The sequence below is a fragment of the Pseudomonas sp. C9 genome (assembly GCF_002000165.1).
Taxonomy (GTDB): Bacteria; Pseudomonadota; Gammaproteobacteria; order Pseudomonadales; family Pseudomonadaceae; genus Aquipseudomonas.
Window position 1 is genome coordinate 1,219,798 of record NZ_MPAK01000001.1, and the last position, 24,511, is coordinate 1,244,308.

Below are 24,511 nucleotides of genomic sequence, written 5' to 3' on the forward strand. Positions count from 1 at the left end.
GGAAGTCGGGGGGCTCAGAGGCGTTCGATGATGGTGGCGATGCCCATGCCGCCGCCGACACATAGCGTCGCGAGGCCATAGCGCAGGCGCCGGGTTTCCAGCTCATCGAGCAGCGTGCCGAGAATCGCGCACCCCGTGGCGCCCAGCGGGTGGCCCATGGCGATAGAACCGCCGTTGACGTTGACCTTGTCCGGGTCGATGGCCATGTCCTTGATGAACTTGAGCACTACCGAGGCAAACGCCTCGTTGACCTCGAACAGGTCAATGTCTTCGACCCGCAGGCCGGCCTTGGCCAGTGCTTTGCGGGTAGCCGGCGCCGGGCCGGTGAGCATGATGGTCGGGTCGGTGCTGGTGACCGCCGTGGCGACGATCCGTGCCCGCGGCTGCAAGCCCAGCGCCCGGCCCTTGGCTTCGGAACCGATCAGCATCAGCGCCGCACCATCGACGATCCCGGAACTGTTGCCGGGCGTGTGTACGTGACTGATCCGTTCGACGTGGCTGTAGACGCGCAACGCCGTGGCGTCGAAGCCCATTTGCCCCATCATTTCGAAACTCGGCTTGAGCTTGCCCAGGCCTTCCAGCGTGGAATCGGCCCGAATGAACTCATCGTGATCGAGCAGGATGATGCCGTTCTGATCCTGCACCGGTACCAGTGACTTGTTGAACGAACCATTCGCCCGCGCCCGCGCGGCTTTCTGCTGCGAGTGCAACGCGTAGGCATCGACGTCCTGGCGGCTGAAACCTTCAAGGGTGGCGATCAGGTCAGCACCCACGCCCTGCGGGGTGAAATGGCTGTGCAGGTTGGTTTCCGGGTCCAGCGCCCAGGCCCCACCGTCGCTGCCCATCGGCACGCGAGACATCGACTCGACGCCACCGACCACCACCAGATCTTCGAAACCGGAGCGCACCTTCATCGCGCCAAGGTTCACCGCCTCCAGCCCCGAAGCGCAAAAGCGGTTGATCTGCACGCCCGAGACGCTGACGTCCCAATCCGCCACTTGGGTCGCGGTCTTGGCGATATCGGAGCCTTGATCGCCAACCGGCGTCACGCAGCCAAGCACGACGTCATCGACCTGGCTGGTGTCGAGCGAAGTACGCTGCTGCAACGCCGTCAGCAACCCGGCCACCAGATTGACCGGTTTGACGCTGTACAAGGCGCCATCGGCTTTGCCTTTACCACGGGGCGTGCGTAATGCGTCGAAAATCAAAGCGTGGGTCATGACGTCCTCGAACCTGGGCAGTGGGTAAATGCGAGTTCTTACCTTATGCCGAGCCGCCGCGGATTCAATGACCGCAGCGCTCATCGACGTTGACGCACACGCTCAGACGGACGGTAGTGAACTACCGAATTAACCGATTCAGGAGACGGAGCTGTCTAGCAAACGGGCGCCCAAGAAGCTGGCAATAGGCCTCATGCCTTTTTAAGAGCTTTTAATGGCAGCTCCATACGAAATGGATCTAAACCGCGGCTGACGCGGGCTCTAAGGTGAAGTGTACGAAGTTGTCGTCGGGTTTTGCCGAGGCGCTCGTCTGACAGGAAGTGCAACGCTCTGCCGTCATGGAGATATGCAGGCAGGCATCAGGAAATAACAAAAAAGGCGGTCAAGCCATGTTCAAACATTCGAAAGTACGTCAAGCCGGGCTCATTCTTTTCGCCACTACGCTGTTGTTGATTTTGCCGAACCTGACCAAGGTGATTGGCTGACTCAAGCGCCAAGAATTTATCGCCATCTTAAAATTGTGACCGGCTCGCTACCCGGGCCAGCGTGGGTGTGCCAACCTTTATGGCACTTGCACGACATGGACGGCGATCTATTGAAAACGCTCACACTGCTCGGGGCCTTGCTGCTCAGCACGCCTCTGTTTGCCGCACAGCTGAACCTTGAGCTGGGCGCGAACAGCCGCACCTGGCAAACCGGGGAACTGCTCAAGCACCCTAAAATCCAGACCCTTCACATTGCCGACGACGTTTCCTACAAACGCGAGATGAACTATCAAGCCGTGCCGCTGGCGGCGTTGTTGACCGGCATCAAGCCTGATGACCACCTGCAAGCCGTGGCGCTGGATGGGTTTGCCGCCGAGCTGGCCGCCGCCCCGTTGCTCAACACTCAGGGCGCGCAGGCGTGGCTGGCGATTGAAGACCCGGCCAAACCATGGCCGGCATTGTCTGAAGGCAAACCGGGTGCCGGGCCGTTTTATCTGGTCTGGACGAATCCAAAAGCCGGCAACATCAGCCCGGAGCAATGGCCGTTCCAGGTCGCCAGCATCAAGCGCCTGGCGCCGGTGACGGAACGCTTCCCTGCCCTGCTGCCTGATCCCGGGTTAAAAGCCGATGATCCGGTCAATCAAGGTTTTGCGCTGTTTCAGAAGAATTGCCTGGCCTGCCATCGACTGAACGGTGCCGGGGATGCGCAGTTCGGGCCAGATCTGAATATTCCGTACAACCCGACCGAGTATTTTGGAGCGGATTTCCTGAAGCGGTATATCCGTGATCCGCAGAGCTTGCGCCAGTGGCCGCAGGCGAAGATGCCGGGGTTTTCCGCGCAGGTATTGCCGGATGGGGATCTGGAGAAGTTGGTGGGGTATTTGAAGCACATGGTCGGGCGCAAGGTTAAACCGTAACCGATCGTTCCCACGCTCCGCGTGGGAATGCCTCAATGGACGCTCTGCGTCCGCTTCGGTGGGACGCGGAGCGTCCCGGGCTGCATTCCCACGCAGAGCGTGGGAATGATCAGCGTGCAGGTTTACTGCTGCTGGACAGAGATAACCGGCATCGGTGTCGGCGACACAAACACTTTCGCATGCATCTGTTCACACCCGCCGCCCCGGCGCATCCCGCGCACCGGGCAGGCATCCAGATAATCCAGGCCTACCGCCAGTTTCAAGTGACGTTCCGGCCGGGCCAATTCGTTGGTCACGTCGAAGCTGTACCAGGCGTCATCCAGCCAGGCTTCCGCCCAGGCGTGACTGGCCAGGTGTTCGCTGTTCTCGCTGTACAGATAACCCGAGACATAACGCGACGGAATGCCCAGGCTACGCGCGCAGGCGAGAAACGCATGGGTGTGGTCCTGACAGACGCCGGAGCGCCCGGCGAAGGCCTGAGCCGCACTGGTGTCGACTTCGGTTGAGCCCGGCGTGTAGGTCATGTGCTGGTTCAAGCCATGCATCAAGTCGATCAGCGCCGTGCGATCCCGGCGTGTTTTGCACTCTTTTTGCGCGAATGCGCGCAAGGCTTCGTCGGGCTCGGTCAGGCGAGTAAAACGCAGGAACGGCAGCGCCGATTGGCTTTCATGCTCGGCTTCACTCAGTTCGTCGATGTCCACCTGGCCACGGGCGCCGATGATGATCGCCTCGTGCGGCTCGTCCATGGTCAGCACGTGCAGGATGTTGCCGAACGGATCGAGTTGCGCGCGCACCGGGCGCGGCAGGTCGAGTTGCCAACTGAGCACGTGCTGGCGCTCGCTGTCGTGGGGTGTCAGTCGCAGGTACTGGATGCTCGCCCGCACCTGATCTTCATAGTGATAGGTGGTTTCGTGGCTAATGGAAAGTCTCATGCAGCCTCCAGGTAAGAACTGTGAATGGCGTTGCCCAACTGGCGCACCAGCGGGATGAATTCGGTCAGCCAGGCGTGCAGGCCTTCGTCGAGAATTTCGTTGATACCGGTGTAGCGCAGGCGCGCGTCGATTTCAGCGGCCAGACGCTGTGCGGGACGGCCATTGGCTCCCGGCAGACTGGCAAGGATCTGGTCGATTTCTTCGGTGCAGGCGCGCAGCGAACGCGGTACATCCGCCCGCAGTAACAGCAACTCAGCCACATGCCGGGCACCGGGCGCGTCGCGGTAGATCTCGGTGTACGCCTCGAACGAAGACAGCGCCCGCAGCAAGGCACTCCACTGGTAATAGGCGTGCGCCGTGCCGTCACTGACGGCTTCGGCCTGATCGCCGGCCATTTCGTAGCGAGCGTCGAGCAGGCGCAGCGTGTTGTCCGCCCTTTCGATAAACGTCCCCAGGCGAATGAAGCGGAACGCATCGTTACGCATGATGGTGCCGTAGGAAGCACCGCGAAACAGATGGGAACGTTCCTTGATCCACTCGCAAAAGCGACTCATGCCGTAGCGACTCAAGCCCTGCTCGGCAATCCCGCGAATTTCCAGCCAGGTGGCGTTGATGTTTTCCCACATGTCGGCGGTGATTCGCCCACGCACCGCATGGGCACTGGCCCGCGCCGCGCCGAGACAGCTGTAGATGCTGGCCGGGTTGGCGGCGTCGAGGGCGAAGAAGTGCAGCAGCCGTTCGGCATGCAACTCACCATGGCGCTCCAGGTAATCGTCCAGGGTGCCGGTGATCAGCAACGGCATGGCGAGTTCGTGCAGGCCGTTGCCGCGACCATCCTGCGGCATCAACGACAGCGAATAACTGATGTCGAGCATCCGTGCGAGGTTTTCCGCCCGCTCCAGGTAACGTGACATCCAATACAGATCCGAGGCAGTTCTACTTAACATGGCAGGCTTCCTTCAATCCTCGACCACCCAGGTGTCCTTGGTTCCGCCACCCTGGGAGGAATTCACCACCAGAGAGCCTTCACGCAGGGCGACACGGGTCAAACCGCCGGGCACGACCCGGGTTTCGCGGCCAGACAAAACAAACGGACGCAGGTCGATATGGCGTGGCGCAATGCCGTTTTCGACAAAGGTCGGACAGGTCGACAGGGACAACGTCGGTTGCGCGATGTAGGCGTGCGGCTTGGCTTTGATCCGCTCTCGGAACGACTCGATTTCCGCCGTCGTCGCCGCCGGCCCCACCAGCATTCCGTAACCGCCCGAGCCCTGGGTTTCCTTGACCACCAGATCCGGAAGATTGGCCAGTACGTGGGACAGCTCAGACGGGTTGCGGCACTGGAACGTCGGTACGTTCTTCAGGATCGGTTCTTCGTCGAGGTAGAAACGGATCATGTCGGTGACAAACGGATACACCGACTTGTCGTCCGCAACGCCCGTACCGATGGCGTTCGCCAGCACGACATTGCCGGAGCGGTACGACGACAGCAGCCCCGGAACGCCCAGCATCGAGTCTGGATTGAAGGCCAACGGGTCGAGGAATGCATCGTCGAGGCGACGGTAGATCACGTCGACGGCTTTCGGGCCGTCCGTGGTACGCATGAATACTTTGTCGTCACGCACAAACAGGTCCGCGCCTTCCACCAGTTCAACCCCCATCTCCCGAGCCAGAAAGGCATGCTCGAAAAAGGCGCTGTTGAAACGACCCGGCGTCAGCACCACCACGCTCGGATTGTCGATCGGGCTGGAGCTTTTCAGCGTGTCCAGAAGCAGATTCGGATAGTGATCGATGGGCGCGATGCGTTGTGCCGCGAAGAGTTCGGGGAACAGCCGCATCATCATCTTGCGGTCTTCGAGCATGTAGCTCACGCCGCTGGGTGTGCGCAGGTTGTCTTCGAGCACGTAATACGTGCCGTCACCGTCGCGCACCAGATCGACGCCAGAGATGTGCGAATAGATATCGCGATGCAGGTCCAGCCCCTGCATTGCCAACTGGTATTGCTCGTTGGCCAGTACTTGCTCGGCCGGAATGATGCCGGCCTTGATGATGCGCTGCTCGTGATAGAGGTCGGCAAGGAACATGTTCAATGCCTTGACCCGCTGAATGCAGCCGCGTTCGACGACCCGCCATTCGCTGGCAGGGATGCTGCGGGGGATGGTGTCGAAGGGAATCAGGCGCTCTGTCCCCTGCTCGTCCCCGTAGAGCGTGAAGGTAATCCCGGCGCGATGAAATAACAGATCGGCCTCGCGTCGCCGTTGTGCCAAAAGCTCGTCAGGCGTTTCGGCCAGCCAACGGGCAAACTCCCGATAATGCGGGCGGACCTGGCCGCCGGCATCGTACATTTCATCAAAATAGGTGCGGATCATGCCGTACTCCTTGTCACCCGGACATCCAGACCTTCGCAAGGCCCGTGCCAGCGGCATAAACGCTTTGATATCAATCAGTTGGATTTTCACACCGCCAATACCGCACCAATCCTGTGCAGCAAACGCCCCAACCTGATTGCCCCCGCTTCATTGCAAGGCGACGTTGTCGCCTATCACCAGCATAGTCAGAGTTGATTTCACTGCCCGGTTTCGGCCCGGGATAATCCGCGCATTCGCTGGAAAAACAGCCCGAACTTCCCTTTAGCCGCCTGCTCAGGCGGTTTTTTTTGCCTCGGATTCTTGTTTCAGGGTTTTGCCAGCAGCGGTTTACTGCGCCCATAAACCAAAACGGCCAACCCGAAGGTCAGCCGTTAGTGCGTGTCACTGTTCATAGGATTATGCGAGTAGCCCTCGTACCTCCTGCTTGACGCCCCATCCTTCAATGATGCCGCCCAGAGGCTCGACCACGGCCTCGAAACCTTGCTCGAAATCGCCGATGTCATCATAAGTGGCGTACATGACCTTGCTCAGTTCGAGTGCCCATGCGCCATCGTCGCGCACACTGATTTGCGCATTCAGCGATTCGCCACGGTAATGACCTGCTGCTCTGCGGGCCCGCTCCTCGTCGGGAAAAATGGCGTAGAACTCGATGGGGTGGAATCTTGAAAAGTCGAAACCGCCTTCTTTCATGCGGCGCAGCACCGAGCTGCTGATGTCTTCTTGATAGGCTGTGCTCATGAAACGTCCCCCTCATAGTGATGGATAGACTTTCCGTATTCCCGGCACACGCAACCGAATGGTGCGTGCGATGCGGCAACCTCGTTGCCGGTGGGAAGCAAGCATGTAGCTGACAAGACCAGACCTTAGCGATCCATTCGCTGATCTCGATTGCAGAGTAGCCTCAAGAGAGAGCCGCTGCCAAGGCCTGGATGAGAATGAGACAGGAGGTGTTCAGATTGGCGTGATGCCGAGGATTTGGATGCTGTTCTGGGCTTTGAGGCTTTTGACGCCGGCATCAACGGTTCGTCCTTCCAGATCATTCAGATCCAGTTCGGCGGCCACAGGAAGAAGCCTGGCCTTGATGAGTTTGGCGGCTTCCTCGTTGTCCGGGCACTCGTCGCACTCAAAGACTTCGTCGATGGTTTCGCCGTGATCATCCACGAAAGTGATTTTCCACTTTTGCATCAGTGCCTCCTCGATAAAACCCATGGATGGGCTTACAAGCATCTCGACCTTGTTAGCAGGCTAATTGTTCCACTGACGCGCTCCAGGACAGATGAAAAAAAGGGCCGGCAGCGGTGTGTTTTCACACCACCGCAAACGGCCCTTTCTGATTGACGCGGGATCAGTCGTTGCTTGGCTTGTTCACAGCCTGCAGGACGTATTGCGGCAAGGCAAAAGCGCCGATGTGGATCTCTGGATTGTAGTAACGGGTGATGATGCCGCTACCGGCAAAGCGCTGCTGCAGGGTTTCGCGGGACAGTTTGCGATAAGCGGTATTGGTCGCGCCCCAGGCAAACGTCATCGAGCCGCCGATGTAGGTCGGCACGGCCGCCTGGTAGAAGTGCCAATCCGGGAACAGGCTGCGCAGGCGCCCGGCGGTGGTTTTGACTTCTTCGATCTGCATGAACGGCGTGCCGTTCTGGGTGACCAGAATGCCGCCTTCGTTCAGGCAGCGTCGGCAGGCCTGGTAGAAGTTTTCCGAGAACAGCACTTCGCCCGGACCGATCGGGTCGGTGGAGTCGGAAATGATCACGTCGAACTTTTCAGTGGTGGTGGCGACGAAACGCATGCCGTCGTCGATCACCAGGTTCAGGCGAGGATCTTCGTACGCACCTTTGGAGTGGTTTGGCAGGAATTCCTTGCACATGTCGACCACGGTGCCGTCGATTTCGACCATGGTGATGTGTTCGACGCTGCGGTGCTTGGCCACTTCACGCAGCATGCCGCCGTCGCCGCCACCGATGATCAGCACGCGCTTGGCGCTACCGTGCGCCAGGATCGGCACGTGGGTCAGCATTTCGTGGTAGATGAATTCGTCGGCTTCGGTGGTCTGGATCACGCCGTCCAGTGCCATTACCCGGCCCATGCGCGGGTTTTCGAAAATCACCAGGTGTTGATGCTCGGTGCGCACTTCGTGCAGCAGTTTTTCCATGCGAAAACGCTGGCCATAGCCTTCGTAGAGGGTTTCCAGGTAGTCGCTGGTAGGGGTGGTGCTCATGGGAAGTGCTCCGATGAATGCGGGTGGCAACGGACGGTTACCCGCCCATGATGGCCAATCGATTGGCTCGATTGACCGGGAAAGGCGCGCATTCTACGTCGCCGAAGATGACAGGTCGAACCTCTTGATCGGCTCACCCCAATCCTGTGGGAGCGGGCTTGCCCGCGAAGCAGACGACGTGATCTGTCAGTTGCACCGCGATATCGTTCATCGCGGGCAAGCCACGCTCCCACAGGTTCAGTGTCGTTTTTTGGGAGACCCGTCAGAATTTGACGTTGCCCCGTGGCCCGGCGATGGCCCAGATGATCAGGCCCAGCACCGGCAGAAAGGCGATCAACAACACCCAGAGGATTTTCATCCCGGTGGTGGCACCACTTTTAAACACGTTGATGATGGCCCAGATGTCCAGGACAAAAATGATCAACGCAACAAGGCTGTTGAACGTGGAACCCATGGTGACGCTCCCAAAGAGTGATAAGCCCTCTTAGGATAGACGGTCGTCGCGAGGGTTCCTTTTTATTGACAGTGTCTGGGTGTCAGACGTGGATGGCCACTTTCAGCGCTTCCAGCGATGGCGCGGCAGCGATGCCGACTTCGGCGCACAGCTCCAGCACGCGAGGAATGTCGTTGCCGTAGACCAACACCACTTGCAGCTCATCGTCGAGCAACTGGCTGAAATTCATCAGCGTGTAGCCGCCGTTTTCCTTGTTCATGCTGCCCATCTGCACCTGAATACGGTTGAGCGCGGTCAGGGCTTCGGTTTTGGCCAGTTGCTTGGGTTTGATATTGAAATCAACGCCTGGGCCGAACGAGGCGACGATCTGCGCGAACAGGTCCACGTAGGTATCCGCCTGGAACAGCACCGTCTCCGGCAGGCTGCCGACCACCACCCATTCGCCCAATGGAATCGGGAACGTGTCGTCGTAGTTGATATCCGGATTGGCCGTCAGAAAAGCTTCAGGATCGGCGTAGGCCTGGGCCGCTTCGTCCGCGACCTTGAGGATTTCGTCGTCGCTCATGCACCCGGAGCTGATTTTGCTGATGAGTTCGACGAGTGCGGCTTTCATGGCGACGGATCCTGTAGCGAGTGAATTTTGAGGGCGCGAAGGATAGCGCATTCAGGAGGGATTGCGGACCTGTGGTGAGGGAGCCAGCTCCCTCGCCACAAAAGGTCAGCCGAGCAGCTTTTCCAGCTGAGCGATGGTATCGACAGCGCCCAGGGTTTTCGCCGCATCGAGTGCCGACACGCCGTTGGCGTCCTTGGCTTTCGGATCGGCGCCTTTGCTAATCAGGTAGTCCACGATGGCAACGCGGTTGAACATCGCGGCCATCATCAAAGCAGTACGGCCATCAAACGATGAACCTTCCACTTGCGCGCCACCGTCGACCAGTGCCGTGACCACTGCCAGATCGCCCTTGAACGCCGCACCGGCGATCGGGCTCTGGCCGTTGTCGTTGCGAATTTCCGGGTCGGCCTTGTGTTCGAGCAGGACTTTCACGGTCTCCACGTGGCCATGGTAGGCGGCCAGCATCAGCAAGGTGTCGCCTTTGTGGTTGCGCAGGTTAGGCGGCAGGCCTTTGGTCAACAGCGCAGCCATCATGGCCGCATCGCCCTCGCGCGCCTTGTTGAATACCTGTTCGGCAAATTCAGCGGCTTCTTCGGGGGTCATCTGGCGGCTTTGGTCTGACATCGGGGGCTCCCTGTTGGGTTATTCGCAAAGCCGACAGTTTCCCGAGCGGCCCCCACGCTGTCACTTGTTTTTTCTCAAGGGCCGCCATAGCCACATTCAATAGCGGTACTTGCCACCCTGGATATCCGCCAGCACCTGCTCGGTCACTTGTACGTAAGTCTGGGTGCCGGGTAGCCAGGCATAGATCGGGTCGTCGCCGGTTTTGCCTGGGTCGAAGGCTTCGTCCTTGAGCCGGGTCTTTTGGTATTTGAACGTCCCGGTGGTCTCCATTTTCACTTTCACCCGCAAGAACAGCGGCACCGCATAGGCCGGCATTTGCTGGCGAGCAAATTCCAGCAGTTCGCTGAAGTCCAGGGTGGCCAGGGATTCAGCCGGCGTAATTGCCGCCATCCCGGCACGCCCGTTGGTGTTCTGCACTTCCACGCCATACGCCACGGCTTCGGCGATGTGCGGGTGTTGCAAGAGGATATTTTCGACTTCTGTGGTCGATACGTTTTCGCCCTTCCAGCGGTAGGTATCGCCCAGCCGATCGACGAATTGCGCATGGCCGAAACCGATGTTGCGCAGCAGGTCACCGGTGTTGAAGAAACGGTCGCCCTTCTGGAACACGTCATGCAATACGACTTTTTCGGTCTTTTGCGGATCGGTGTAGCCGTCCAGCGGCGCCTTGTCGTCGATCCTGGCCAACAGCAAACCCTGTGCACCCTTGGGCACTTTGCTCATGAAACCCTTGGCATTGCGAATCGGCTGACCGCTGTCGTGGTCGTAAGCCACCAATTCCCAGGCCATCAGCGAGAAACCGATGGTGTGGTCAAAGTTGAGGATATTGGTGAACCCGATGTTGCCGTCGCTGGCCGCGTACAGCTCGCAGATGTGGTCGATGGCAAAACGGGTTTTGAAGGCGTCCCAAGCGCCGGGACGCAGACCGTTGCCGACCATTTTTTTCACGGTGTGCTGGCTGTCGTCGGCGCTCGGTGGCTGATCCACCAGATAGCGGCACAGCTCGCCCACGTAGCCGAGGGTGGTCGCGTGGTATTTGCGGACGTCGCTCCAGAACTGGCTGGCGCTGAACTTGCGTCGAATGGCAAACCCCGAGGCGCCACTGATGGCCGAGCCCCAGCACACGCAGAGCCCGGTCGCGTGATACAGCGGCAAAGTGCAATAGACGATGTCGTGCGGCTGCATGTCGAGGGCGATCAGGCCGAAACTGGCGGAGCTGCGCATCCAGCGCCCGTGCTTGAAGACACCGGCCTTGGGCAATCCGGTGGTGCCCGAGGTGTAGATATAGAAACAAGGATCGTCGAAAAAAACCTGCTGGCTGCTGGCCGGGTTGTCGTCGATCGCGTCGGCACTGGCCGTCATCAGGTTGACGAAACCATCGGGGGCAATGCCCGGATGGCTGTAGGTGTCTTGATCGGCGACGTACCAGGTTCGCGCTGGCGCGATGGACACCCGTTCGCGGACTTGCGAAAACGCCGGGACCAGTTCGCCACCGACAATGATCGCCACGGGCGCCACTAGGTTCAGGCTGTGCGCCAGCGTATCGCGGGTCTGCGAGGTATTGAGTAAAGCGCTTATCGCGCCGACCTTGGCCACCGCCAGAATCGTTACCAGCAATTCCGGGCGGTTCTCGATGAAGACCGCGACCACGTCACCCTTGCCGATGCCTTGGGCAATCAGATGATGCGCAATACGGTTGGCCCATTGGTTGACCTGCGTATAGCTCAGCGTGACATCGCCCTGCAGTAATGCGGGCCCCTCGGGGTTGCGCAACGTCGCCTGCTCGAAACTCCAGCCCAGGCCACACGGTTGGGTCGGATCCTTGACGTTGGCGACTTTCAGGCCCTTCACCACGCGGGGAATGGCTTTGGCGATCGTCGGCAGTTTGCGGAGCATCATGCCCCAGGTAATCGTGTCGTTCGACGTGCGTTTCATGCGTGCTCCCGCTGATTTTTTTATTGTCGGGCGGCGTTTATAGAGGCCGAAAATACGTCAGCGGTTCTGGCGCTGTACACGCGGTTTTTGCAATGTTTTGTATCCGCCCAGCGACGGATGAATCGTGAACATCGACGCGCCGATTGGTTCCATTCAATCATCGCTCATCTTTCAAAATGCAGGATGCACGATGGCCATTCATGCAGATTGCACGAAACCGAAAAACAGCAAGATTATTAACTTATTGATTTACAACGACTTTATAAAAATCAGGTACTGGCACAATCACTGCAACCTCCTCTCCATGCTTGCCAATCATGTGCAAATGGAGCTGATCGACATGAACCTGATCCAAGAAAAATTTTCGTCCCTGTTCTCCAACTTCGAAGTCACCACCCAACCGCGCCCGGACGGCGGGATTCTGCTGACCCTGCGCAGCACAGAAGGCAAAGTGTTTAAACGTTCGATTTCCTACCAGCAATTGCACGCTGGCGATCAGCTGTCGTGGGTAATCAGTGCGATTCGCCGTGACTTGGCCGAACAGGCCAGCGAATTGCCGCAGATCTCCATGCTGCAAAGCCAGCAACGGTTTGCGCTGCCGACTTATCACACGGCGTAAACCGCGCCAGCGCTAAAACAAACAGGCCGTGAGAGCTTTCGCTTCACGGCCTGAGTTGTTTCTGGCGCTGCATACAATATCTGGTTGCACACCAACCCTGTAGGAGCCGAGCTTGCTCGCGATGGCGGTGTGTCATTCAACAACAATGTTGACTGACGGGGCCTCATCGCGAGCAAGCTCGGCTCCCACAGGTTATGTGTGTTGTCCTAAAAGGTGGTGGGGTTTATCCGCTCGAAACTGTCGACGGTTACATGGCCCGCCAACTCCCCGCCCTCTCGCGCCAACCCGCATGTCGCCATCCCGGCCGTGCGCGCAGCGTCCAGCTCTTCGACGATGTCGGACAGAAACAGAATCTGCGAAGGCTCAAGGCCAATGGCCTGGGTGATGCGCTCATAAGACTGCGCCTCACGCTTGGGACCGGACGTGGTGTCGAAGTAACCGCTGAACAGCGGCGACAAGTCACCCGCCTCCGAGCAACCGAAAATCAGTTTTTGCGCCTGAATCGAACCCGACGAATATACAAACAGTTGATAGCCTTCCTGATGCCAGCGCTTGAGCGCTTCAACGGCATCCGGGTAAACGTGGCCCTTCAACTGCCCCGCCTGATAACCCTGCTCCCAGACCATGCCTTGCAATGCCTTGAGCGGCGTGGCTTTACGGTCTTCGGCGATCCAGCCCAGTAGTATCTCGATCACGCGCTCAACGTCGGCGTCCGGTTCATTGCTGTCACGGCGAACGGCGGACAGTTGTTCAGCCACATCGGCGCGCCCGGCGTGCTGACGGACAAAATCCGGCAGGTGTCTGGCGGCGTAGGGAAACAACACGTCGAACACAAAACTCACCGCGCTGGTGGTGCCTTCGATGTCGGTGAGCATCGCTTTGATCGGCATCGGTTCAGTCCTCAAGACGCGGGAAGCGGTTGGCGATGTCTTCGCCGGTGAAATTGGCCACCCAGCCTTCAGGGTTGTTGAACAGGCGGATCGCGACGAAATGCGGATGCTCGCCCATGTCAAACCAGTGCGGCGTGCCCGCCGGCACCGAAATCAGGTCGTTCTTTTCGCAGAGTACCGCGTAGACGTAATCACCGATGTGCAGGGTAAACAAACCACGACCGGCCACGAAAAACCGGACTTCGTCTTCGCCATGACGGTGCTCGTCGAGGAACTTGGCACGCAGTTCGGCTTTTTGCGGGTGATCGCTGTTCAGGCTGATGACATCGACGGTGATGTAGCCGCGTTCGGTCATCAGCTTGTCGATTTGTTCCTGGTAGGCGGCGATCACTTCTTCCTGACTGGCGCCAGGCTGGATCTTCGCCGCCGCTTGCCAGCGGTCGAAGCGCACGCCCTGCTCGGCCAGCGTCGAGGCGATGTCTTCGAAATGGGTCAGCACCTTGTTCGGTAAGTCAGGGCTTGAGACGTGGTAAACGGACAGGCTGCTCATCAGGGCAACTCCTTAACGGTTAAGGATCGCGCGCGTCTTCAACTCGCACTCGAACAAAAATTCAAAGGCCTCGATCTGCCGCAACGCATCGCTCATCCGTGCGCCCCAGGTATAGAGGCCATGACCGCGAATCAGGTAGCCGACGCAATCGGGGTGGGCGTCCAGCCAAGGCTGCACCTCGGCGGCAAGGCGCGCAATATCCTGATCATTGTCGAAAATCGGTACCCGTACCCGAGACTCGTGGGTTGACACGCCGCTGAAGGCTTTTTGCAGTTCGTAGTCTTCGAACTCGATGAAGTCTTCCGGCGTCAGGCGCGACAACACCGTGGCGTTGACCGAATGGGTGTGCAGCACCGCGCCGATCTCCGGGCGCCAGTTGTAAAGCTGGGTATGCAGCAAGGTTTCGGCCGACGGTTTTTTCCCCGGCTCCAGGCTGTTGCCCGCCAGGTCGGTGGCCAACACATCATCCAGACCCAACTGACCTTTGTGCTTGCCGGACACGGTCAGCAGCGCTTCGCTCGGCGACAGGCGCGTCGAATAGTTGCTGCTGGTGGCCGGTGACCAGCCGCGGCCATACAGAAAACGCCCGGCGTCGATGATTTCCTGGGCAAGGTGTTCACGGGTAAGGCTCATGGCCTGTCCTCTTGCAGAAGTGTGGCAATGATAACGGCAGCCGCCAGGGCTGCGAGGCTTGCAATACTAAAGGTCAATGTGGCGCCCAAGGCATTCCAGCTGTAGCCGGAATACAGCGCGCCCAATGCGCCACCGGTGCCGGCCAGCGCGGCGTACAACGCCTGGCCCTGGCCCTGCTGGCGTGCGCCAAAGCTACGTTGCACGAACTGGATGGCAGCTGCGTGAAAGCTGCCGAAGGTCGCCGCGTGCAGCACCTGGGCAAACAGCAACACCCACAGATGGTCGGCAAATGACCCCAGCAGCAGCCAGCGCAGTGCCGCCAGCAGAAAACTCGCCATCAACACCCGGCGCACCGAGAAGCGCATCAGGATTTTACTCATGGCCAGGAACATCAGGACTTCGGCGACCACGCCGACCGCCCAGAGCATGCCGATCACGCCACGGCTGTAGCCCAATCGCTCCAGGTGCAAGGTCAAAAACGTGTAGTACGGACCATGGCTCAACTGCATCAACGCCACGCAGCCATAAAACGCCAACACGCCGGGGCTGCGCAATTGCGTGAGGAAGCCCTCGCCCGCCAGCCGCTCACCCTGGACCGGTTGCGCATTGGGCACCCACAGGCTGCTGAGCACGATCCCGGCCATGATCAACACCAGCGCGGCCGGATAGATGTCGAGGCTGAGCCATTCGAACAACCGCCCCAGCGCGACCACGGTGATGATGAAGCCGATCGAACCCCAGAGGCGAATCTGGCTGTAGCGCGCAGTCTGGCCTTTCAAGTGCGCCAGGGTGATGACTTCGAATTGCGGTAATACCGCGTGCCAGAAGAACGCGTGCAACGCCATGACCATCGCCAGCCAGGCGTAGGTCTTGCTGACGAAAATCAGCGAAAACGTCAGCAACGTGCACACCGCGCCGAAGCGCACGATGGCCAGGCGTCGGCCGGTGTAATCACCCAGCCAGCCCCAGATGTTCGGTGCCACGCAGCGCATCAGCATCGGGATCGCCACCAGTTCGCCGATCCGCGCGCTGGAAAAACCCAGGTGATCGAAATACAGCGCCAGAAACGGCGCCGTCGAACCGAGCAAGGCGAAATAGAACAGGTAGAAACTGGAGAGCCGCCAGTACGGGAGCGCCGCCACAGTCATCAGACTGCAGCGACTTCAAGGCCAGCCATTAAAGCTGACCCAGCACCGGTGTGCTCACACGCACATCGGCGTTCTGCCCGCGATGGCGCAGCAGATGATCCATCAGCACGATGGCCATCATCGCTTCAGCGATTGGCGTTGCACGAATACCGACGCACGGGTCGTGACGGCCCTTGGTGATGACTTCCACCGGGTTGCCATGGATGTCGATGGAGCGACCCGGCGTGGTGATGCTCGATGTCGGCTTCAGCGCCAGGTGCGCAACGATCGGCTGACCGGACGAGATCCCCCCCAGAATGCCGCCAGCATTGTTGCTGAGGAAACCTTCCGGGGTCATTTCATCACGATGCTCAGTGCCGCGTTGGGCGACGCTGGCGAAACCGGCGCCGATTTCCACGCCTTTGACCGCGTTGATGCTCATCAGCGCATGGGCCAGTTCAGCGTCGAGGCGGTCGAAGATCGGCTCGCCAAGGCCTGGCATGACACCTTCAGCCACGACGGTGATTTTCGCACCGACCGAATCCTGATCGCGACGCAGCTGGTCCATATAGGCTTCCAGCTCCGGGACTTTGTCCGGATCAGGGCTGAAGAAGGCGTTCTCTTCGACCGAATCCCAGGTCTTGAACGGGATTTCAATCGGACCGAGCTGGCTCATGTAGCCGCGAATGACGATGCCCTGGGTCGCCAGGTACTTTTTCGCAATGGCGCCTGCCGCCACGCGCATCGCCGTCTCGCGCGCCGAGCTGCGACCGCCACCACGGTAATCGCGCTCGCCGTATTTGTGGTGGTAGGTGTAGTCGGCGTGGGCCGGACGGAACAGATCCTTGATCGCCGAGTAGTCCTTGGACTTCTGGTCGGTGTTGCGAATCAGCAGGCCAATGGAGCAGCCGGTGGTGCGACCTTCGAACACGCCGGAGAGGATTTCGACTTCGTCCGCTTCCTGGCGTTGAGTGGTGTGACGGCTGGTGCCGGGCTTGCGCCGATCCAGGTCGCGCTGCAGGTCCTCAAGGGAAATTTCCAGGCCCGGCGGGCAGCCGTCGACAATGGCGACCAACGCCGGACCATGGCTTTCGCCCGCGGTGGTGACAGTGAACAGCTTGCCGTAGGTATTGCCGGACATGCAGGACGCTCCGTGAAATAGAACCTGAATACGTAATGCGCGCCAGTATACGCAGGCTACCCAAGTAGTTCATCCTCGAACCTTATGGGTGCCTGCGAGTCCAACCGGCATCTTTGTGAATGATGGCGTGATGATGCTGCGAGTTCTAGCCTTGAGCCTTACCCTGATATCTGGCTTTGCCCAGGCCACTGTGTTGCAACGGCCCATTACATTGGACACCGGCAGCGGTGAGCTATTCGGCTCGTTGTTGCTGCCAAAATCCGACAATCCCGTACCGGTTGTCCTGATCATTTCCGGCTCCGGCCCTACGGATCGTGACGGAAACAATACCGATGGCGGGCGCAATGACAGCCTCAAACGGCTGGCCTGGGTGCTGGCCAAACACAACATCGCCAGCGTGCGTTACGACAAACGCGGCGTGGCGGCGAGCCTTGCAGCCACGCCGGACGAGCGCAATCTGTCGGTAGAGGCCTATGTCGCCGACGCTGAAGCCTGGGGCGAGAAACTCAAACATGATCCACGTTTCGGCCCATTGATTTTGCTCGGCCACAGCGAAGGCGCCTTGATCGCCACGTTGGCGGCACCGAGTGTCGATCCTGCGGCGGTCATTTCCCTGTCCGGCAGTGCTCGACCGGTCGATCAGGTGTTGCGCCAGCAGTTGAGCAATCGCCTGCCGCCCGCCCTGATGCAGCGCAGCAATGAGCTGCTCGACAGCCTCAAGGCCGGGCACATTGACGAAAACGTGCCGCCACCGCTCCAGGTGATTTTCCGCCCAAGTGTACAGCCGTACCTGATTTCGCTGTTCCGTCAGGACCCGGCGGCAGCGTTCGCCAAGTTGAAGATGCCGGCGCTGATCATTCAGGGCAGCAACGACATTCAGGTCGGCGTCGGTGATGCCAGGCTGCTGAAGGCCGCCAAACCGGACGCTGAACTGGCGCTGATCGAAGGCATGAACCACGTCATGCGCATCGTGCCCAACGATGTAAAACGGCAAATGGCCTCTTATAAAGATCCGCAATTGCCGCTGGCGGCCGAACTGGGCACTCGCATCCTCGGGTTTATTGACGGACTTCGCACCAGTTAAGCGCCGTTTGCCCTCCAGTCCTGTCAAAAACGGCCGATAAGCCTTTGTCGCCAGCGCAATGGCTGGCGGCAGGGCTTGGACAGGATCTCGCCGTTATGACTGATACCCAGACTTCACCCGACACCACCGCTGAAAAAGACGCTCCTACAGCGGTCGAGCTGCCGTGGGCGGACGTCCACGTCGAGCACCACAAGATGCTCCGTCTGGCGCCGCTGAAAACCGACCGCAACACCGGAGGTCGGCCACTTCGCTTTGTCGAATTCGGCTATGCCGAACGCAACAACAAAGAGCAGAGCCTGATGCGCATGAGCATCACCCTGCCCGGCCAGCGTGTGCGCAAAGAACAGAATCATCTGGACGTGTGGGTCGATCACACCACCAAACGTGTGCATTTCGGGCCCGACAGCGGCTTGCAGATTGAACCGATGAACCGTGGCATCGGCCGCTTCATGGCGGCTCAAGGGATTACCTGGGCGAAGAAGCGCTGGTCCGGCTACACCGTCGACGGCACGGACCTGAACAACAAGGATGCGTTGAACGAAGACACTCGCCTGCGTCGCGATCACTTCCTGAAGGCGCATGGTTTTGAAGTGGTGTATGCCGATGCCCAGCATTTGAAGGGCAGCGTCAAAGACGTGCAGGTGGGTGATCTGTCGGGCGAGTGGAACACTGAAAAACTGCAACTGGTGGAAATTCTCGAAGCCGCGCAGATGCTTCAGCAGGCCGAGCAGAATCTGGCCGAGCAAGAAGTGAAGCTCAAGACGCACGAAGAAAAGGTCAGCAAGTACAAGCGTGAAGACGCCGGGCTGCGCTTTACCATTACGTGTCTGGTGGCGTTTGCGGTGTTTCAGGCGGGGTTGTTGATCTGGATTGCGACACACCGGTAAAGATTCAGGACCGAGGCGTGCCCATCGCAGGCAAGCCATGCCTCCCACAGGTTTTATGTTGTGCTCAAGTTATGTGGCACACCCAAAACCTGTGGGAGCACGGCTTGCCCGCGATGGCGTCCTCAGGTCAGACGCGGGAAGCGAACAAGGCCTGATGTTCGCGGCATTGTTCCGCCGTCAACATGAACACCCCATGCCCGCCACGCTCGAAATCGAGCCAGGCGAAATCGACTTCCGGGTACAGCGCCTCGACGTGAACCTGGCTATTGCCCACTTCGACAATCAGCAAGCCCTTCTCGGTCAGATGATCCGCCGCTTCTGCGAGCATGCGGCGCACCAGGTTCAAACCATCATCGCCACAGGCCAGTCCCAGCTCGGGCTCGTGTTGATATTCGTCCGGCATGTCGGCGAAATCTTCCGCATCGACGTAGGGCGGGTTCGACACGATCAGGTCGAAACGCTGACCCGGCAAACCATCAAAACCATCGCCCTGAACGGTGTACACCCGCTCATCGACACCGTGGCGCTCGATGTTCTGATTGGCCACCTCCAGCGCTTCGAACGACAGATCGGCCAACACCACTTCGGCGTTCTGGAACTCGTAGGCACAGGCGATGCCGATGCAGCCGGAACCGGTGCACAGGTCCAGAATGCGCGCAGGCTCGGTGCCCAGCCATGGCGTGAAGCGGTTTTCGATCAGTTCGCCAATCGGTGAACGTGGAATCAGCACACGCTCGTCGACAATGAACGACATGCCACAGAACCATGCTTCGCCCAGCAAGTAGGCGGTCGGGATGCGTTCTTCGATGCGGCGCTTGAGCAAGCGTTGCAGATTGACCAGCTCGTCTTCTTCCAGCGCGCAGTCGAGGTAGCTGTCGGCAATTTCCCACGGCAAGTGCAAAGCCCCCAACACCAACTGACGGGCTTCGTCCCAGGCGTTGTCGGTCCCATGGCCGAAAAACAGATCCTCCCCATGGAAGCGGCTGACGGCCCAACGGATATGGTCACGCAGGGTACGAAGGCGGGAAGTGATCACGGCGGCAAACTCCAGAAAAAACGACTGGCAATTCTAACAGCCAAAACGCGCCACGACGACGCAGGAAAAACACCGGAGCAGATGTAGGACCGATCCCTTTTTTCCGCTGGCTATTGAACAAATCGAGTAACTTGACAAGGCTGCAAGCCAGCAAAGACGGCGCCTACGATAGTAGCGATTCACAGAACCGCTCAGCCAGAGGACAATGTCGCAAAAGCCCCACTCCAAGGAGCCCCAGAATGTCCGTTCCAAAAACGATGTTTCAACTCAGCGGCCGCGGTTATGCAGCCGCCAATCTGAGCCATGCGACGCTTGTTATTATCGATGCCCAGAAAGAGTACCTCAGCGGCCCGCTGGCCCTGAGCGGCATGGACGCTGCCGTCGCGAACATCAAGCAATTGCTCAACGCTGCCCGCGCCGCCGGCCGGCCAATTGTGCATGTACGCCACCTCGGCACGCTGGGTGGGTTGTTTAACCCGCAAGGCGTCGGTGGCGAGTTCATCCCGGGGCTTGAGCCACAGGCTGACGAAACCATCATCGGTAAAATGCTGCCGAGCGCGTTCCACGGCACCGAACTGGCCAAACGCCTGGAAGACCTTGGTGCCCTTGACCTGATCGTCTGCGGTTTCATGAGCCACTCCAGCGTCAGCACCACGGTGCGCGCCGCCAAGAACCTGGGCTTTCGTTGCACCCTGGTCGAAGACGCCTGCGCCACGCGCGACTTGCCTTACAAGGGTGGCGTACTGACTGCCGAGCACGTTCATCAGACCGAAATGGCGATCATGGGGGATAACTTCGCTACCCTCGCGCTCACTCACGAACTGATTTGATCGGCACTCGATGTGCGGCCAATACTGCCGCTCATCCGCAAAAGTCTCTCATTTGCCGCAATTGTCTTAGCCTCAGGAACATCCCGGTCAACTCCCGGTCGAAGGGCCGATACCCATTGAGGAAGGTCGGAATGAAGTTATCCGATGGTTTTGACGCTCGGCGCTTGCGGCCTAAAGGCCAACGCAACTGGCGTTTTCGAATTGGCGCCGCGTTTGCCGCATTGCTGGCAACCTGCGGTGTGTTGCTCGCCATGGCCGCCGCTGCCAGCCTGTTTGGCCACGTACCCGCGCTGGGTGAATTGAACGCCAGCCGGACCGCAGCGGCAGTGATTCTGGCGGTCGGCCTGTTCGTGCTGTACCTGGGCGTGTGGCTGTGGCGGCGTTGCCGGCGGCGTGCACGTCAGTCGCGCGAGCTGAACATGTCCCCGCACCTGATGAAAAAACACGACTGAACCGACGGCCTGGCTTTTTGCCGGGCCGTTTCGTGATTACTTGGGTAAACTGGCCGCCCTTCGCGGAGGCTGACATGCAAGACGACGATTTTTCCCTGTTCAAAAGTGCGATCCAAGGCGTCAAGCCGATCAAGCACGATCGCGCCGAAACCGGCAAACCCAAGGCCGACCGCGCGCAAATCGCCAAGCTGCGTCAAGCCGCGACCATTCGCACCGATGCCACCACCGTTGATGGGCTGTCCGATCAGTTCGTCATCGACGTCGGCCCGGAAGACGAATTAATGTGGGCCCGTGACGGTGTGCAGGAAAGCCAGATGCGCAAACTCAAGATCGGGCAGATTCCGTTCGAGGGCAGCCTCGACCTGCACGGCATGAACGTGGAAAAAGCGCGAGAAACCCTTTGGGCCTTTCTCGCCGAAGCCACCAAATTCGAAATTCGCTGCGTGCGCGTCACCCACGGTAAAGCCGTGCGTCTGGACGGCAAGCGGCCGATGATCAAGAGTCACGTCAACACCTGGCTACGCCAGCATCCACAGGTGCTCGGTTTCACTTCATGCCAGGCAAAACATGGCGGCGCGGGAGCAGTGTATGTAATGCTCAAACGCACCATGATGGAAGGTCGCGACGAGTAAAGCTGTCGCGTCGCTCTTGCAGCACCGTGTTTGCCACCGTACCCTTGCCCTTTGCGTAAAATCCCACAGGTAGTTTCATGTCCCTGGAACAGAATTACACCGCGATCCTTGGCCAACTGGGCGAAGACGTCTCCCGCGAGGGCCTGCTCGACACGCCAAAACGTGCCGCCAAAGCCATGCAGTACCTCTGCCGCGGTTATGAACAGACGCTCGAAGAAGTCACCAACGGTGCCTTGTTCAGCTCCGACAACAGCGAAATGGTGCTGGTCAAGGACATCGAGTTGTACTCGTTGTGCGAACACCACCTGCTGCCGTTCATCGGCAAGGCCCATGTCGCTTATATCCCGAGCGGCAAAGTATTGGGCCTGTCGAAAGTCGCGCGCATCGTCGATATGTACGCCCGCCGCTTGCAGATCCAGGAAAACCTCAGCCGCCAGATCGCGGATGCGGTCCAGCAGGTCACCGGCGCCCTGGGCGTTGCGGTGGTGATCGAGGCCAAGCACATGTGCATGATGATGCGCGGTGTGGAGAAACAGAATTCGTCGATGATCACCTCGGTGATGCTCGGTGAGTTCCGCGAAAACGCGGCCACCCGCAGCGAGTTTCTCAGCCTGATCAAGTAACGGGCCGCACGAAGAAAACCGGTATTCATCGCCGGTTTTTTTTCGTCCGCAAAAAATCAGGTAAGCTGCGCGCCCTTCTTCATTCGCACCGTGAGGCTTTCAACGTGTTCGTAAAAGCGCTTCGTGTCGGCCTTGGCCAACTGATCATCTTCATCGACTTCATCACCCGTCCGGGCAAGAAGCAGCGCCCTGCCGCTGCTCAGGCTCAGGTCGAAGCGGCCGCCAAGGGCCTGACACTGTATCAATTCCACGCCTGCCCGTTCTGCGTGAAGACCCGCCGCTCCCTGCGCCGCCTGAACGTGCCGGTGGCCCTGCGCGATGCGAAGAACAACGAGCAGGATCGCCAGACGCTGTTGGAACAAGGTGGCAAGATCAAAGTGCCGTGCCTGCGTATCGAAGAGAACGGCCAGACCACCTGGATGTATGAGTCCAAGGTGATCATCGACTATCTGGATAAGCGATTCGCGGCTGCCTGACACCGCAAACTCCAGACAAAAGTAAACCGGCCCTTGAGCCGGTTTATTTGTTTCTGCCCCCCCTCAGGCTGCTTTAGCCGCCAGAGCCTGACGCACGACCGCCGCCAATCGCTTCAGCCCTTCATCCAGTCGAGCCGGGTCAATGTGACTGAAGTTCAGCCGCAGATGCCCGTGATGGTTGTCCGGCTCGGGAAAGAACGGTTCCCCCGGCATGAATGCCACGTCATTGTCCAACGCCGCATTGAGCAGGGTTCGTGTGTCCATTGGCTGTTTCAACGTCAGCCAGAAAAACAACCCACCCTGGGGCACGTTCCAGTCCGCCAGATCGGCAAAGTGCGTTTGCAGTGCTGCTTCAAATGCGTCTCGACGGCAGCGGTAGAAGTTGCGCAACTCACTCAGGTGTTGCTGGTATTTCTCGGTGCCGATCCATTGCAGCGCTTGCCATTGGCCAATCCGGTTGGTGTGCAGGTCCGCCGATTGCTTGAGCTTCAACAAATGCGGAAACAGGTCTGGGCTGGCAATCAGGTAACCGACACGCAGGCCCGGCAACAGGGTTTTCGAGACGGTGCCGGTGTAGATCCAGCTGGCTTTCTTCAAGCGACTGACAATCGGCGTGGCGCTGGCGCCGTCGAAGGTCAATTCACGATAAGGCTCGTCTTCGATCAGGGTCACACCGAACTCGTCGAGCAATGCCGCCACGGCATCGCGCTTGGCCTCGCTGTAACGCACTGCCGATGGGTTCTGGAACGTTGGAATCAGGTAGATGAACGCCGGACGATGTTTTTCCAGGCGTGCGCGTAACTGCATCAGGTCCGGGCCATCCGCTTGCTGCGGCACGGTGATGCAGTCGGCACCGAACAGCTGGAAGATCTGCAACGCCGCCAGATACGTCGGTGCTTCGAGCAATACCTCGGTGCCTTTATCGATATAGAGCTTGGCCGCCAGATCGAGGGTTTGCTGGGAACCGCTGACCACCAGCACCTGACTCGCCTCGCACGGCACGCCCAGCCCCCGTGCCTCTGCTGCCAGGGCTTCACGCAATGCGGGTTCGCCTTCGCTCATGCCGTACTGGCCCATGGACAACGGCAAGTCGGCCCATTCCACCTTCGGCAACATGGCTTCGGCCGGCAAGCCACCGGCAAACGACATCACTTGCGGACGTTGAGCGGCCGCGAGGATTTCTCTGATCAAAGAACTTTTGAGGCGCGAGACACGTTCGGAAAAAGCCATGAGAGTCACCGGTAGCGAGGCCTGAGGAAAATGAGTCAAACTTGTTGACCGAAATTACGACAGACCTGGCGGATACGTCAACATGATTGACCTTAAAAACCCGACATCCCAGCAACAGGCCATGGAAGCGTTTTTCTTTGGCTACCAGGCGTTCACCGCCAAAGCCGATGAAATGCTCGAACGTCGCGGCTTGAGCCGGGTGCATCAACGCATCGTGTTTTTCATCGCCCGTTATCCGAACCTCAGCGTGAAGGAGTTGCTGGCGCTGCTCGGCGTGAGCAAGCAAGCGCTGAACATGCCGTTGCGTCAGTTGGTAGAGATGCATTTGGTGAACAGTGTTGCGTCAGAAACTGACAAGCGGAAACGCCTGCTGGAGTTGACTGAGGATGGCGCGCGGTTCGAGCAATCGCTGCGGCGTGAGCAGGTGAAATTGCTGGAGCGGGTGTTTGCCGAGGCTGGGGAGACGGCGGTGAATGGGTGGTTGGCGGTGAACAAGGCGCTGGGGCAAACCCAGGTGCTTGCGGACTGAGT

General features: G+C 59.3%; 27 protein-coding genes and 1 pseudogene. 10 read left to right on the top strand and 18 right to left on the bottom strand.

The genetic code is table 11. The features are described 5' to 3' along the window. Positions 1-14: 14 nt before the first annotated feature. The gene (locus BMS17_RS05740) at positions 15-1,220 is read right to left on the bottom strand and encodes an acetyl-CoA C-acetyltransferase (protein ID WP_077430602.1); all 1,206 of its coding nucleotides are present in this window, start codon (positions 1,218-1,220) and stop codon (positions 15-17) included. A gap of 580 nt (positions 1,221-1,800) precedes the next feature. Between BMS17_RS05740 and BMS17_RS05745 the strand changes: the two genes are divergently transcribed. Beyond that, the gene (locus tag BMS17_RS05745; RefSeq protein ID WP_077430603.1) at positions 1,801-2,622 is read left to right on the top strand and encodes a cytochrome c; all 822 of its coding nucleotides are present in this window, start codon (positions 1,801-1,803) and stop codon (positions 2,620-2,622) included. A gap of 122 nt (positions 2,623-2,744) precedes the next feature. Here BMS17_RS05745 and BMS17_RS05750 read toward each other — a convergent pair whose 3' ends face one another. The 10 genes from BMS17_RS05750 to BMS17_RS05795 form a co-directional block, all read right to left on the bottom strand. Continuing rightward, complete coding sequence (locus BMS17_RS05750) at positions 2,745-3,554, bottom strand: transglutaminase family protein (RefSeq protein WP_046027087.1); 810 nt, start codon at positions 3,552-3,554, stop codon at positions 2,745-2,747. Next, the gene (locus BMS17_RS05755) at positions 3,551-4,501 is read right to left on the bottom strand and encodes an alpha-E domain-containing protein (protein ID WP_046027088.1); all 951 of its coding nucleotides are present in this window, start codon (positions 4,499-4,501) and stop codon (positions 3,551-3,553) included. The genes BMS17_RS05750 and BMS17_RS05755 overlap by 4 nt, the downstream gene beginning before the upstream one ends. A 12-nt stretch (positions 4,502-4,513) precedes the next feature. After that, on the bottom strand, positions 4,514-5,923 hold the full coding sequence (locus BMS17_RS05760; protein WP_077430604.1) for a circularly permuted type 2 ATP-grasp protein: 1,410 nt from the start codon (positions 5,921-5,923) through the stop codon (positions 4,514-4,516). Between the two features lie 396 nt (positions 5,924-6,319). Then, entirely contained in the window at positions 6,320-6,661 is a 342-nt protein-coding gene (locus BMS17_RS05765) for a ribonuclease E inhibitor RraB (protein ID WP_027922513.1), read from the bottom strand. Between the two features lie 213 nt (positions 6,662-6,874). After that, positions 6,875-7,108: a hypothetical protein gene (locus BMS17_RS05770; protein ID WP_046027089.1), complete on the bottom strand. Its 234-nt coding sequence runs from the start codon at positions 7,106-7,108 to the stop codon at positions 6,875-6,877. A gap of 160 nt (positions 7,109-7,268) precedes the next feature. Further along, complete coding sequence (gene speE / locus BMS17_RS05775) at positions 7,269-8,144, bottom strand: polyamine aminopropyltransferase (protein ID WP_046027090.1); 876 nt, start codon at positions 8,142-8,144, stop codon at positions 7,269-7,271. A 262-nt stretch (positions 8,145-8,406) separates the two neighbouring features. Beyond that, on the bottom strand, positions 8,407-8,598 hold the full coding sequence (locus BMS17_RS05780) for a PLDc N-terminal domain-containing protein (protein ID WP_046027091.1): 192 nt from the start codon (positions 8,596-8,598) through the stop codon (positions 8,407-8,409). Between the two features lie 82 nt (positions 8,599-8,680). Further along, positions 8,681-9,211 carry a hypothetical protein gene (locus tag BMS17_RS05785; RefSeq protein ID WP_046027092.1) on the bottom strand — a complete coding sequence of 177 codons (531 nt, stop codon included), beginning with the start codon at positions 9,209-9,211 and terminating at the stop codon, positions 8,681-8,683. Between the two features lie 105 nt (positions 9,212-9,316). Beyond that, the gene (locus BMS17_RS05790; RefSeq protein ID WP_046027093.1) at positions 9,317-9,835 is read right to left on the bottom strand and encodes an ankyrin repeat domain-containing protein; all 519 of its coding nucleotides are present in this window, start codon (positions 9,833-9,835) and stop codon (positions 9,317-9,319) included. Positions 9,836-9,931: 96 nt separating this feature from the next. Beyond that, the gene (locus BMS17_RS05795; protein ID WP_077430605.1) at positions 9,932-11,770 is read right to left on the bottom strand and encodes a long-chain-acyl-CoA synthetase; all 1,839 of its coding nucleotides are present in this window, start codon (positions 11,768-11,770) and stop codon (positions 9,932-9,934) included. Positions 11,771-12,110: 340 nt separating this feature from the next. Between BMS17_RS05795 and BMS17_RS30890 the strand changes: the two genes are divergently transcribed. After that, complete coding sequence (locus BMS17_RS30890) at positions 12,111-12,389, top strand: DUF3509 domain-containing protein (RefSeq protein ID WP_046027152.1); 279 nt, start codon at positions 12,111-12,113, stop codon at positions 12,387-12,389. Positions 12,390-12,595: 206 nt separating this feature from the next. On the opposite strand, the gene mtnC is transcribed toward BMS17_RS30890, so the two are convergent. The 5 genes from mtnC to aroC are packed head-to-tail and all read right to left on the bottom strand — an operon-like array spanning position 12,596 to position 16,730. Next, positions 12,596-13,279 (bottom strand): acireductone synthase, encoded by a 684-nt coding sequence (mtnC, locus tag BMS17_RS05805; protein ID WP_077430606.1) that lies wholly within the window; start codon positions 13,277-13,279, stop codon positions 12,596-12,598. 4 nt (positions 13,280-13,283) lie between these two features. Beyond that, entirely contained in the window at positions 13,284-13,829 is a 546-nt protein-coding gene (locus BMS17_RS05810; protein ID WP_077430607.1) for an acireductone dioxygenase, read from the bottom strand. 12 nt (positions 13,830-13,841) lie between these two features. After that, positions 13,842-14,462, bottom strand: coding sequence for a methylthioribulose 1-phosphate dehydratase (locus BMS17_RS05815; RefSeq protein WP_046027097.1), 621 nt, complete (start codon positions 14,460-14,462; stop codon positions 13,842-13,844). Further along, complete coding sequence (locus BMS17_RS05820) at positions 14,459-15,610, bottom strand: MFS transporter (protein ID WP_175648952.1); 1,152 nt, start codon at positions 15,608-15,610, stop codon at positions 14,459-14,461. Before BMS17_RS05820 ends, BMS17_RS05815 begins: the two co-directional genes overlap by 4 nt. Positions 15,611-15,638: 28 nt before the next feature. Next, complete coding sequence (aroC, locus tag BMS17_RS05825; RefSeq protein WP_046027098.1) at positions 15,639-16,730, bottom strand: chorismate synthase; 1,092 nt, start codon at positions 16,728-16,730, stop codon at positions 15,639-15,641. An 84-nt stretch (positions 16,731-16,814) separates the two neighbouring features. Between aroC and BMS17_RS05830 the strand changes: the two are divergent. Then, a pseudogene (locus tag BMS17_RS05830) lies at positions 16,815-17,814 on the top strand (alpha/beta hydrolase). Positions 17,815-17,909: 95 nt separating this feature from the next. Further along, positions 17,910-18,701 carry a hypothetical protein gene (locus BMS17_RS05835; protein WP_046027100.1) on the top strand — a complete coding sequence of 264 codons (792 nt, stop codon included), beginning with the start codon at positions 17,910-17,912 and terminating at the stop codon, positions 18,699-18,701. 127 nt (positions 18,702-18,828) lie between these two features. Here the strand turns inward: BMS17_RS05835 and prmB are convergent, their stop codons facing one another. Then, positions 18,829-19,737: a 50S ribosomal protein L3 N(5)-glutamine methyltransferase gene (prmB, locus tag BMS17_RS05840; protein WP_046027101.1), complete on the bottom strand. Its 909-nt coding sequence runs from the start codon at positions 19,735-19,737 to the stop codon at positions 18,829-18,831. Between the two features lie 239 nt (positions 19,738-19,976). Here prmB and BMS17_RS05845 point away from each other — a divergent pair, with 239 nt between their 5' ends. The 5 genes from BMS17_RS05845 (at position 19,977) to BMS17_RS05865 (ending at position 22,750) form a co-directional block, all read left to right on the top strand. After that, positions 19,977-20,567, top strand: a complete 591-nt coding sequence (locus tag BMS17_RS05845) for a cysteine hydrolase family protein (RefSeq protein ID WP_046027102.1) — start codon at positions 19,977-19,979, stop codon at positions 20,565-20,567. A 131-nt stretch (positions 20,568-20,698) separates the two neighbouring features. Further along, entirely contained in the window at positions 20,699-21,019 is a 321-nt protein-coding gene (locus tag BMS17_RS05850; protein WP_046027103.1) for a hypothetical protein, read from the top strand. Positions 21,020-21,093: 74 nt separating this feature from the next. Then, positions 21,094-21,651 carry a Smr/MutS family protein gene (locus BMS17_RS05855; RefSeq protein ID WP_046027104.1) on the top strand — a complete coding sequence of 186 codons (558 nt, stop codon included), beginning with the start codon at positions 21,094-21,096 and terminating at the stop codon, positions 21,649-21,651. A gap of 77 nt (positions 21,652-21,728) precedes the next feature. Next, entirely contained in the window at positions 21,729-22,274 is a 546-nt protein-coding gene (gene folE / locus BMS17_RS05860) for a GTP cyclohydrolase I FolE (protein ID WP_003204506.1), read from the top strand. Between the two features lie 104 nt (positions 22,275-22,378). After that, positions 22,379-22,750, top strand: a complete 372-nt coding sequence (locus BMS17_RS05865; RefSeq protein ID WP_046027105.1) for a glutathione S-transferase N-terminal domain-containing protein — start codon at positions 22,379-22,381, stop codon at positions 22,748-22,750. Between the two features lie 63 nt (positions 22,751-22,813). On the opposite strand, the gene BMS17_RS05870 is transcribed toward BMS17_RS05865, so the two are convergent. Then, on the bottom strand, positions 22,814-23,980 hold the full coding sequence (locus BMS17_RS05870; protein WP_046027106.1) for a PLP-dependent aminotransferase family protein: 1,167 nt from the start codon (positions 23,978-23,980) through the stop codon (positions 22,814-22,816). Positions 23,981-24,062: 82 nt separating this feature from the next. Between BMS17_RS05870 and BMS17_RS05875 the strand changes: the two genes are divergently transcribed. Next, a complete protein-coding gene (locus tag BMS17_RS05875; protein WP_046027107.1) occupies positions 24,063-24,509 on the top strand; it encodes a MarR family winged helix-turn-helix transcriptional regulator in 447 nt (148 codons plus the stop codon). The last annotated feature ends 2 nt before the right edge of the window (positions 24,510-24,511 follow it).